General features: G+C 59.5%; 8 protein-coding genes. All 8 read right to left on the reverse strand.

From position 1 onward, the window contains the following. Window positions 1–2: 2 nt before the first annotated feature. Window positions 3–911, reverse strand: coding sequence for a type II secretion system F family protein (locus IVA79_RS23445; RefSeq protein WP_346658203.1), 909 nt, complete (start codon window positions 909–911; stop codon window positions 3–5). Beyond that, window positions 908–1,840, reverse strand: coding sequence for a type II secretion system F family protein (locus IVA79_RS23450; protein ID WP_247557167.1), 933 nt, complete (start codon window positions 1,838–1,840; stop codon window positions 908–910). The genes IVA79_RS23445 and IVA79_RS23450 overlap by 4 nt, the downstream gene beginning before the upstream one ends. Beyond that, a complete protein-coding gene (locus tag IVA79_RS23455; RefSeq protein ID WP_247557170.1) occupies window positions 1,837–3,261 on the reverse strand; it encodes a CpaF family protein in 1,425 nt (474 codons plus the stop codon). Before IVA79_RS23455 ends, IVA79_RS23450 begins: the two co-directional genes overlap by 4 nt. Beyond that, entirely contained in the window at window positions 3,258–4,463 is a 1,206-nt protein-coding gene (locus IVA79_RS23460; RefSeq protein WP_247557173.1) for a pilus assembly protein CpaE, read from the reverse strand. The genes IVA79_RS23455 and IVA79_RS23460 overlap by 4 nt, the downstream gene beginning before the upstream one ends. Continuing rightward, a complete protein-coding gene (gene cpaB, locus IVA79_RS23465) occupies window positions 4,463–5,428 on the reverse strand; it encodes a Flp pilus assembly protein CpaB (RefSeq protein ID WP_247557175.1) in 966 nt (321 codons plus the stop codon). Before cpaB ends, IVA79_RS23460 begins: the two co-directional genes overlap by 1 nt. Before the next feature lies 1 nt (window position 5,429). Beyond that, window positions 5,430–5,936 carry a prepilin peptidase gene (locus tag IVA79_RS23470; protein ID WP_247557177.1) on the reverse strand — a complete coding sequence of 169 codons (507 nt, stop codon included), beginning with the start codon at window positions 5,934–5,936 and terminating at the stop codon, window positions 5,430–5,432. A gap of 98 nt (window positions 5,937–6,034) precedes the next feature. Beyond that, a complete protein-coding gene (locus IVA79_RS23475; RefSeq protein ID WP_247557178.1) occupies window positions 6,035–6,250 on the reverse strand; it encodes a hypothetical protein in 216 nt (71 codons plus the stop codon). 833 nt (window positions 6,251–7,083) lie between these two features. After that, window positions 7,084–11,281, reverse strand: a 4,198-nt coding sequence (locus tag IVA79_RS23480; RefSeq protein WP_249816129.1) for a VCBS domain-containing protein, incomplete at its 5' end; no start/stop codon positions are given.

Below are 11,281 nucleotides of genomic sequence, written 5' to 3' on the forward strand. Positions count from 1 at the left end.
GGCTACTTACCGAAGCTGGCGAACGAACGCACGAGATGCAGAATGGGACTTCCTCCCAAAATGACGAACATGGCTGGAAGCAGGAACAACACCATCGGAATGGTCAACTTGGCGCCCAACTTGTGTGCTCGTTCTTCGAGCTTGGTAATGCGTTCGCGCCGGAGGTCGACAGCGACACTCCGCAGAGCCTGGCCCACGGGCGTTCCGTATTGCAGGCTTTGGGCGATCATGATTCCGAATCGGCGAAGCCCATCCGATGTAGATCCCAGTTTCTCGAATGCGTCGCTGCGGCTTGGCAGGATCCTGAGATCATCAAGAAGGCCGCTCATGACCCGGGCTATAGCGGGATTGGTCTCATGCATTTCTTGCGCTACACGTGCCAGCCCGCTTTCCAGGCCCATTCCCGCTTCGCTGCACACAACCAGCAAATCGATCATGTCCGGCGTACCCAATCGAATGGCGGCGTCAAACCGCCGCTTCAGCACCGCCAGTATCAATCGCGGCGCTAAAATCCCGATCGTCAGGCCAATAAGTGTGAAGACCAGCACATCCAGCAACGCCTTCCCGAAAAGCTGAGCGACACACCCGGCGATGATCGGGCATAGGGCCATGCTGACGGCTTTGACACCGATCCAGGTCGGCAAGGCTCGATGATGATTGAAACCTGACGATTGAAGGATGGTTCGCAGCTGATCCAGATTCTCCTCGGCATAGAAGCGACGATACCGCATGCCGAGTGACGAAAACCAACTTGTCACGTCCTGGAAGGGTGCAGACCGGCCAGCAACGCCCATCACGGCGTTCGACACCCGGGCGTCCAATGTACGAACGTGTATTTCGCGGATAATCAACATGCAGGACGCAGTCCCGGCCACGACTGCGAGGGCCACCAGACTGAGACCAGACGTCATAGCTCCGTTTCCCTTCTGACCATCCAACTTATCACCAGGGCTCCGACAAGCACCGAAAGGACTGCGTAAGCCAGCAGCTTGTTTCCGACCGGATCGGTGAACAACAGATCAACCGTTTGCGGATTGGCTGCGTATAGGACCCCACCTGCAACCAAGGGGGAGATTGTCAGCGCTCGTGAGGAGAAGATCACCTCTCCTGCCAGCGCCTTGGCGCGAGCAGCCAGCGCAACACGTTGCCTGACAGTGTCTCCCAGGTTCTGCAAGGTCTCGGCCAGGCTGCCACCGGACTTCAACTGAACGGCAAGTGTCACCGCAAAGATCGCATACTCCGCCACCTGCGTTCGCCGATAGACAGCCTGGACAGCTTCCTCCGGAGGTCTTCCCAGATTCACTTCGCTGCATACGATGGCAAATTGCCCAGCCGTTGGCTGCGGCATATCGCGCGCTAGGGCACGAAATGCCTCGTGCACAGGCAGACCCGATCGCACGGTGCTTGTCACCAGCTGGATCGCATCAGGCAGCTGTCGAAAGAGCTGAAGAGCGAAGCGACGTTGCTGCCATCCGAACAGGCCTCGTATCACAATGAGGGCCGTGATCGCGGCGACAATGGACGCGTAGACAATGGAATATCCCAGCTGGCTGTTCGCATAAAGGATCGCTGCTGCTCCGAATGCACCGGCAAGCAGCACATAGGCCGGATGCAACGTGTAAGGTATATCGGGATTGTAGCTGGACAGCCGATTGAGAAACTGATCCTGAGACCCGCTCTCCAAGCGGCGAATGGATGGCAGGTTAGCCGGATGCGACGTTGGCAGAGCAACCGCCAACCGGCGATTGATGCGTCTTTCCCGAGCGTCGAGCCACAACGAGATGGCCGCTGCGCAGATCGCGAGCGCCAGAACAGTGACGATCACGGACTCCAGCATCATATTTGCCTCATGGCCTCGGCCCAAGCACCATCCAGGCCGAAATAGACAAGACGGCACTTGAACTTCGGAGTTGCAAGGTTGGACTTATAGCTGCCCGATATCCGCCCGTGCACATCCTCCTCTTGATACTCGAAGGCTGCGATGTCATTGGTGGTGATCACCTCCCCTTCAAGGCCGATCACCTCGCTGATCTGGACGATGCGGCGCTGTCCGTCCCGCATGCGTTCGACCTGCACAATGAGATCCAGCGCAGCGACGATCTGACTTCGAATGGCGCGCGACGGCAGATTGACCTGTCCCATCTGCACCATGTTTTCGATGCGAGTCAGGGCATCCCGGGTGCTATTCGCGTGCACCGTGGAGATCGAACCATCATGTCCGGTGTTCATCGCCTGCAGCATGTCGAATGCTTCGGCACTGCGCACCTCGCCAACGACGATCCGGTCGGGACGCATACGCAGGGCATTCACCAGCAGATCGCGTTGTGTCACCTGCCCTGTGCCCTCGAGGCTGGGAGGCCGAGTCTCCAGGCTGATCACGTGCGGCTGCTGAAGCTGCAACTCTGCCGCGTCCTCGATCGTGACAATACGTTCGGTGTGATCGATGAACTGGCTCATCGCGTTCAGGAGCGTCGTCTTGCCGGATCCGGTACCGCCGGAGACCAGAACATTGAGGCGCGAGCGGGCGGCGATCTCCAGCAATTGTCCGATGGCCGCGGTCATTGAGCCGTTTTCAACCAATCCGGCGATGTCCAAACGGCGGCTTGGAAATTTTCTGATGGAAATGCACGGACTATGGATCGCCAGCGGAGGGAGAATGATGTTGACGCGGCTGCCATCCAGCAGGCGGCAGTCCACCATCGGACTGGATTCGTCGACGCGCCGACCGACCTGCGCGGCAATCTTCTGGGCGACGGAAGCGATGTGACCATTGTCGCGGAATCGCACCGCAATTCGTTCCAGCTTGCCGTTTCGCTCCACGTAGACATTACTCGGACCGTTCACCATGATATCGTTGATCGATTGGTCCAGCAGCAGCGGACGGAGCGGCCCGAAGCCCGTCATGTCGTCGGCAATTTCGTCGGCGAGCTGCAGCTGCTCACGGCCCGACAGCTCGAGCCGTTCCTGGTTGGCAATTTGATGGATGATCTCCTCAATCTGCCGCCGAAGGACTTCCCGCGATACGGTTGCGGCCACCGATGGCTCGATCTGCTCAATCACCCGTTCACGCAGCGAAGGCGGGATTATGGGTTGTTGGATCGACGGTTCGTCGCGCCTTGGCGCAGGCGACGGCACACTCGGCGCGGATGCAGCCGCGCTGGGCGGCGGCAAAGGCAAGCCCATCGCAGATGCAGGGAGGCTTGTCGCCAATGAAGATACGTGAGCTGGTGCGTCGTCTTCACGCCTACCAAACTTTTTCATCGCAGATGTGCTGTTAGCACCCTCCTCCACCAGCCACTCCGCTCGGCAGCGACACCGCTGATTTCCCGTACGATCGGTGCCAGGTGACGCCGCAATTTTCTGACGTGCTTCAGAGCTGGAATTCCCAGATTGAGCGCCTCGGTCATGCCCTTGCCGAGATCGGGGACGACGATGTCGGGCTCTGCACCCAACGCCTTGACAACCGCCGCCCTTGGAAGGCCCCCGGGACGACCGGCCCGGTTGAGCAAGGTAAAGACCCGGTCTTTGCCCGCGATGTTGATCACGGCGGCGCGTAACGCATGGGCATTGCGAAGTCCGGTCACCTCGGATTCGAGCAGCACCATCACATGACGGGAAAGCGTAATCACGGGATAGATCGACGGCGGAAACGGGACCGGTACATCGACGACGATGTAGTTGAACCGTTGACGCAGCAGACCCAGCACGTGTCGTATGCCAGCTTCCGTAATTTCGAGCTGCGCATCGAGGTCCTCGTCGGCCGAGACCAGGCAAACCCTTTCGTTGACCTCGATTGCCGCGCGCTCGAGGAAGAGTGTGTCCGCCCGCATTGGATTTTCCAGAGCGATACGCAGCCCCGGCCCGGGACGAACACCCAACATCACGGCGGCCTCGCCGCCCTGCAGATGGAGATCAAGCAGCGCCACCTTGGCCTTGGTTGTCTCGGCAAGTTGCAGCGCCAGATTAATTGCGATGCTCGTGGCGCCGGCGCCGCCCTGCGCCCCGCAGATCGAGACCACGTGCCCGCCACGATCGATCTGGTTGGCTGCCCCGTCGCCGAGCAGCTTGGGGCGCAGCTTGTCCAGCACCATATCGCGCGTGAGCGGCCGCGGCAGATACTCGGTCAAGCCGAGCTCCAGGAGCTCACGGTAGAAGGTGATCTCCCTGTTGTCGCCGATCACGGCTACGCGGACATCGGGTGGACAGACGCCGGCCAGCCTTTCCAGTTCGGTAAAGGGATCGTCGATGCCGCTGATGTCTGCCACCAGCGCGAACAGGTCGGTGTCGTTTTCAAGCATCCGTATCGCATTGCGGATCGTGCCGCGCCTGATCGAGAGGTTGGAGCCTTCGAGCCCCTTGCGCAAAGCCGCAGCGCTGAGCTCATCATTGACGAAACAGACGATGCGATTGCGCGTGACGATCGACGTCGTTTCTTCAGGTGGAGTGGCTATGGCAATGTTCATCAACGTTTCTCCGACAACGCGTCAACGTAACCCATGGCCGTTGCAGTCGGGCGTACAGCTTCCGATGCCCCCTCGCAGCTGACGAGAGCATCTTCGTCTTGTCTCCTGACCGTGTATTGCTTAACCTCGCGGCCCGAATGAACGACCACTGCCGTCCTCTGGCGCGCAATTGCATACTGGCGAGCAAGTTCTGGCGACACATCGCAGCTGGACATCGCGCCAGTGTCCGCCTTGTCCCACTGATCGATTGCTGCGCGCACCGCCAGGGAGAGCGTTCCGAGCTGCTTTGCGACGGCGACTTTCTTGACCTGCTCTTGCGTAAGCTCCAGTGACACGGTTTGCGATTGCTTACCTGCCATTCCACTGATGGGTCGCGCGCCCTGCACGATCTCCTGATCAATGGCGATGACTCGAACATTGCGCAGAACGGTTTCGCTCAGGGCCCGACGCGCGGTATCGACTTTCTCGAAGACCTGGGTCAGCACGACGTCCACGTGATCGCCTGGCCTGATGAGGCCCGCTACGCCCGACTCTTCGTCAACTTTGATGCTGATGGCACGGCTGTCTGGTGCCAGGACACTGGCCAGAAAACCCCGATCCCGCGGACGCAGGATGTCCTGCAACGTGACCGGACTGCCCGCTTCGACAAACTTGCGAATGAGTGAACCGGGAAGTCCGGCCTTGGACTCGGGTGTTTCAAGGATCGCTCCCTGGGGAACGCGCTCCGGCGGCACCGACCGCACGGCGAAATCTTCTTCGCGGGCCAATGTCCCCCTCGGCAATGGACGCGCCGCGACAAAGTATCCAGCGGTCACCGGCGTCGCCGGTGCCGGGCTCGTCTCTGTGACTTGTACTGGGGCCGGAGGCGGCGCCTTCGGCAGGTTCATGCTATAGGCAATCAGTCCGAACGCTGTGGTTGCAAGCAAAAGCACCACGATGATCGACAGACGCAGCGCGGAGGACATTTCACGATCCTTTGCTCAAAATGGTCCAGATGCCACCACAGGCGATCGCAACGCCGTAAGGCAGCGGGGCGTGTCGCAAATGGCGCCAACGCTCGATCGCGTAGATCCGCCGTGCGAACGACGATCCGGCGGGTGCCAATCTGGGATACGGCAGGTGGCGCATCATCAGATGCACCAAGGCAAGAACGCCGCCGGCCAGCACGGTGACCGTCAGCAACTGCATCACGCCGCTCGGCGGGAGACCAACCGCCACGGCGACCAGCAGCTTGACATCGCCGCCACCAATTCCTCCGCGCGCATACAGGATAAAAAGCAGCAGGAAGAGGATCGTGGCTGCGATCAGCGACACAGCGACTTGTATCGAGCTCGGCAATTGACCGGCGATGCCCAGGAGCGCCAGCGCGAGACAAAATTCGTTTGGAATCGAGCGCGTCGCGACGTCAATCGTTGCGACATAGAGCAACAACAGGATTTCCAGGATCGAGACTGTGGGAGCAATCCAACTCATGAAATGCACGTTTCAAAAAGTGGAAGGCAAACTAGCGGGAGCAGTCCTGCAGGAGGGGGGCAGCTTGGATGCCCCCCTCTGGCGCCAAAATGGCGGTATCAACCAGCGATCGCGGTAGCGAAAGCGGTGGTGATCGCGGTGATCCCAGTGGTTAGCGCCGCCCCGATCTGCCCACCAGCTCCACCACCGAACACAGCGCCCACTGCGCCAACGATACAAACCGCGACGATGATGTACTCGAATGACACCACGCCATCCTGGTCCGTTCGCAGACGCCTCAACGCTTCCCTGGTCTCGATGTAATATTGCAACATTGGAAGAATCCCTTCTTTCAAGATGAATTTGCAGACACCTCGGCAACTTCCAGCGGCTGCGGATTTATGTCCGGCCCCGCCTGCGATAAACTATCCATTAAATGTTTATTATCGTCAATATTTAATATATAATGCATTTTGAATTAACCCTACCCGGAGCGAGCCGCCAGGAAAATCAAAGGTGGAGCTCACAATCAGTGAAAACGTCGTGATACAAAGACGTTAGCTGACCGCCACAATCGAATCCCAGGCAGAGTTCCGGCTGAGTCGGCGGGAATTCACCGGAATAGTACGGGTGAACCAGCGGTATAAATTTATCTTTCCGGAATATATTAGCTATGTGAATGACGATAAACTGTGGCGTTGCATTAAACCCGCCAATCCACTCACATATAATCGAGCGGATGCTGCGACTAAGCCGGCGCGCATGGAGCAGATTTCGACGTGCGGAGGCGCGACGTGGTACATCTGTCCACGACGGGTGAGGTGATCCCTCCGAAGATCTGATCGCACTGTCGCTGCAGCCGCACGATTCCGTAGTTGTGCACTGGCGTGACGCAATCATCATTCGGGTTCGCGCATCGATATCTGCGCCATTTGCAAACAGAGGCTCGAAGAACTGGAACGGGCTCACTCGAGCGGGATTCGATCAAGCCCAACGGGATGCCAGCTATTCAGAAGCGGCGGGATGCATCAGCGCAGTCATCAAGGCGTTGAGGTCAACGGGGAATACAGCCAATTGCACCATCGGTCCGGTGTTGGGCGCCCGAATCTCCATGCCGACCAAGTACCGACTTCGCAATCAGCGCCTTGAGCCATCTCCTCGCAGCGCCTCAGACTAGGTACTCGTGGTAGCTGATAAGCGTTCCCGTGTTCTTGTCTGCCTCGGTCTGGAAGCTCGCGGGATCGTACTGGCCCAGCAAGCTGATATTGGCGGTATGAACTCCGTCAGTCACCGAAAGGATTCCTCCAGTGCCGGCCTGATTTGCGACATAACTAGCGGACGTGCCGTCCCCGAATGCGACGTCGAGGAGATCCAGGTGGTCGTTTCCGTCAAACCCGGACACGACACCGCTGAAGTCGAAGGAGTCATGGAGCACGATTGTCCCGGTCGCTGCGGCGTCGAGCGCGACATGCGCAGAAGAAGCTGCTCCAAACTCGATCGTAGCCACGCCATCCATCAGTGCCGTGCCGCTGCCGCTTACACTGCCATTGAGAGTGATGCTGGCTCCATGCGCCCACAGCAGCCCTGAATTATCCACGTTGCTGTCGATGACCAGACCGCCGCTGCCGCTGGCCGCAATCGTCCCGGAATTGACGACGGTGTTGTCGCCGGTGTCAATCTCGAGCGCGTTGGTGCCCGTCGCGATGATTGTACCTTGGTTGACAAGGGTCAATGTCCCCTCGCCAAGCTGGCCGGCCCCGGAAATGGTGTTATCGACGTTGGTCAGCGTGACATCGGAAACAGCTCCACTGACAGTGTTCTCGCTATTGTCGGACAACAGCACCTGACCGCCGCCTTCAAGCAAAATGCCGTGCTCGACAAGTTGGAGGTCGGTCTCCGCGCCGGTCGAATTCAACGAGATTGTGCCGGTATTGTGGATGTTACCGGACAACGGCAGCAATGCGCCGTTGCCGATTGTCAATATGCCGGCATTGTCGAGCATGGGCTTGAAGTCGAACACGAAGTCGTCCGCTGCGAGCGAGCCGGCATCGACGCCATCCAAGGTGATCGTTTGACCGTCGGCCAGCGCAAGGACGGCATTACCGTCATTGTCGGTAGACAGATGCGTCTGGACGTCGGCGAAGGTCTTGAAGCCGGCGTAGCCAATCAGATCAATCTGATCATGCGCAATCTCGAAATTATAGATGACGTCATGGCCGATCGGCTGTGAGAATACAAGCAGATCGCTGCCACTTGACGCCGTGAGATAGTCGTCGCCGGAAATGGCAATGATGGCGGAGCCCGCTGCAAAAGCTTCAACATTGTCGGCGAATGTCTCGATTACGGCCGAGCCATCCGGCTGCATCCGAGTCACGGTCACGTCGAGGTGCAAAGCTCCGGCGAAACTGACTGGCGATGTCACCGTTAGCGAGCTGACGTCGGTGGTCTCGATCGTCCACTTGCCATCGGGGAGCAGCGTCCCACCATTTAGTATCCAGCCGGCGGGCATGCTGCCAACGGTGACGGTGGCGGATTGACCCTCATTGGCGGGCAAGTCGGTCAGACCCAGATTGATGGGCTGTCCCGATACGCCCGCAGGAGCAAGCGCCGTTCCAAAAGCAAAGTCCGCCGCGCTAAAAGTACCAGTTATGCTAGCCAGAGTGGTCAGGTTTTCCAAATCTGCAACGAGTATCGCGCCGCCTGCCAGGCTCGGATTGGAATCATAGTAGACCTGCGCGTGGCCCACAGTCGAATTGTGGAATACGAACAGGGCCCCTGTCGTGATATTGGAGTAGGCGTTGATCGTTGATTGAACTGTCGCCGTCGTCACGGATGCGTCTGTTTTTACGCCAACTTCCGTGTTGGCGAGATTTATTGCAGCGTTGTTGCCCGTTCTGACGTTTTCAACGGTTGTATCGACATCACCAATGACGAATCGTCCGGCGGTCACCGTAAATTCCAGCTTATCCCCTGAGGTGCTGAAGTCGGTGATGTGGTCACCCGCGTCGGTGACAGCGAGATAGGCGAATGTATCGTTCCCGCCACCACCAGTGAGCGCGTCTGCGCCACCACCGCCCACGATCCTGTCCGCGCCAGTGCCTGCGCCACCGTTGATCGTGTCGTTGCCTGAACCGCCCTTGAGGGTATCATCACCACCGTTTCCTGAGCTGCCCATGATGACAAACGATCCAGACGTGACTGCGCTAGCATCTACGACCAGGTCGCCGTTACCAGTGATGCCCGATCCGTCGATCGTGAGCGTTCCTCCATTTTGGAATGTCGAAAGGAATGTCAGGGCGTCGGTGTGATTTCCGCTGTTGACGTCACTCAGACTTATTGTTTCGAAGTTTGTCAGGCCAATGCTTCCTGCACCATCGCCGAAAGTGAATGGCCCCAGACCACCACCACTGACGGCGAGAGTGTCCGTACCGCTTCCCCCAGTCAGCATGTCACCGTTGTTTAGCGTTAGGGGAGATTGCGTGCCGGTCACAGTATTGGTGCCCGATGCATAGAAGACCGTATCGGTGCCGGTCGTGAGAGCGAAGGGACTGGGGCTCGTGACGGAAATGGTCACCGTATCGACATCGGTCAATGCCCCACCCGCTCCGGTGTGGCCATTGTCGCTTGTCGTCATGGTCAGAGTGCTAGTTCCGGCAAAATTCGATGTCGGAACGTAGTTGACCGTCGAGGCCAGCGTAGAATTGATGGCGCTGACTGGTCCGGTCAGCGTCACCGTCGATGTTCCGCTGCCGCTGATCCCTGCGGTACCTCCTGAAACGGTCAGGGTGCCGTTGGTTACGGACAACGTGATCGTTTCGGTGGCGCCGGCCGAGTCGGCATCGAAGATGCTAAGTCCAATGATCGCCTTTGTCGTGTTGACGTTTGTCGTCTGTGCTCCCGGAACTGTATTCACCGGCGCGTCGTTGACCGGGAGGACCGTGACGGTCGAGTTCACAATATTGCTGGCGTGGCTGACCGTCTGGCCGTCGTCAACCTGGTAGCTGATGGTGCGGGTCGCGCCCGACGGATTGTCACTCGAGTTCGAATACGTCACGGAGCGCAGGGCCGCCTGGTAGTTCGCCACACTCGACGAACCCGTCAGGGTCAGCACCCCAGTGCTGGCGTTATAGCTGCCGGTGATGCCATTCTGATTGGTAAAACCGAGCACATCCTGGCCGGAGGCGAAGTTGCCTGTGATCGAGACCGTCGCCCCGGTCAGATTCGTGCTGTCAACATCCGACACGATCAGCGCCGTATCGATCGCGGTCGCCGCCTGACCCTCGGTATAGGACAGTGAACCGCCATTGGCATTCAGCACTGGCGCATCGTTGCTGCCGGTGATGGTCACTGTGACGATGCCGGAGGCAGTGCCGTCCTGGCTGGTCACGGTGAACTGGTCCTGCACCTGCTGACCGGCGGTGAGCTCATCGTGAGCACCGTTGCCGGTGTAGCTCCAGGCCCCGTTGGCATCGATCGTGAAGTCGCCATAGCTGCCGTGGACGCTGCCCTGCGCCACGACATGGGCTTCGCCGCTGTCGGGATCCACGATCGTCAATAGGCCGCTGGTGTTGAGGGCGGCGGCAGTGTTGCCCTCCGTGACGGACTTCGAGTCCGACGAGACTGTCGCCGCATCGTTGCTGCCGGTGATGGTCACCGTGACGATGCCGGTGGCGGTGCCGTCCTGGCTGGTCACCGTGAACTGGTCCTGCACCTGCTGGCCGGCGGTGAGCTCATTGTGGACGCCGTTGCCGGTGTAGCTCCAGGCCCCATTGGCATCGATGCTGAAGTCGCCATAGCTGCCGTGGACATTGCTCTGCGCCACGACATGGGCTTCGCCCGTATCCGGGTCGGTGATGGTGAGCTGGCCGCTGGTGCTGAGCGCGGCGGCGGCATCGCCTTCGGTGACGGACTTCGAGTCCGAGCTCACGGTCGCCGCATCATTGCTGCCGGTGATGGTGACCGTCACGATGCCGGTGGCGGTGCCGTCCTGGCTGGCGACTGTGAACTGGTCCTGCACCTGCTGGCCGGCGGTGAGCTCGTCGTGGGCACCATTGCCGGTGTAGCTCCAGGCCCCATTGGCATCGATCGTGAAGTCGCCATAGGTCCCGTGGACATTGCTCTGGGCGACGACATGGGCTTCGCCGCTGTCGGGATCCACAATCGTCAATAGGCCGCTGGTGTTGAGCGCGGCGGCAGCATTGCCCTCGGTGACGGACTTCGCCTCCGACGAGACTGTCGCCGCATCATTGCTGCCGGTGATCGTGACAGTCACGATGCCGGTGGCGGTGCCGTCCTGGCTGGCGACTGTGAACTGGTCCTGCACCTGCTGGCCGGCGGTGAGCTCGTCGTGGGCACCGTTGCCGGTG

The organism is Bradyrhizobium sp. 138, assembly GCF_023074075.1.
Classification (GTDB): domain Bacteria; phylum Pseudomonadota; class Alphaproteobacteria; order Rhizobiales; family Xanthobacteraceae; genus Bradyrhizobium.

Bases quoted from the DNA above. Each gene is read 5' to 3' on its own strand.
- IVA79_RS23450 (WP_247557167.1), bottom strand. From the start codon at position 1,840: ATGATGCTGGAGTCCGTGATCGTCACTGTTCTGGCGCTCGCGATCTGC.
- IVA79_RS23470 (WP_247557177.1), bottom strand. From the start codon at position 5,936: ATGAGTTGGATTGCTCCCACAGTCTCGATCCTGGAAATCCTGTTGTTG.
- IVA79_RS23460 (WP_247557173.1), bottom strand. From the start codon at position 4,463: ATGAACATTGCCATAGCCACTCCACCTGAAGAAACGACGTCGATCGTC.
- IVA79_RS23455 (WP_247557170.1), bottom strand. From the start codon at position 3,261: ATGAAAAAGTTTGGTAGGCGTGAAGACGACGCACCAGCTCACGTATCT.
- IVA79_RS23475 (WP_247557178.1), bottom strand. From the start codon at position 6,250: ATGTTGCAATATTACATCGAGACCAGGGAAGCGTTGAGGCGTCTGCGA.
- cpaB (WP_247557175.1), bottom strand. From the start codon at position 5,428: ATGTCCTCCGCGCTGCGTCTGTCGATCATCGTGGTGCTTTTGCTTGCA.
- IVA79_RS23445 (WP_346658203.1), bottom strand. From the start codon at position 911: ATGACGTCTGGTCTCAGTCTGGTGGCCCTCGCAGTCGTGGCCGGGACT.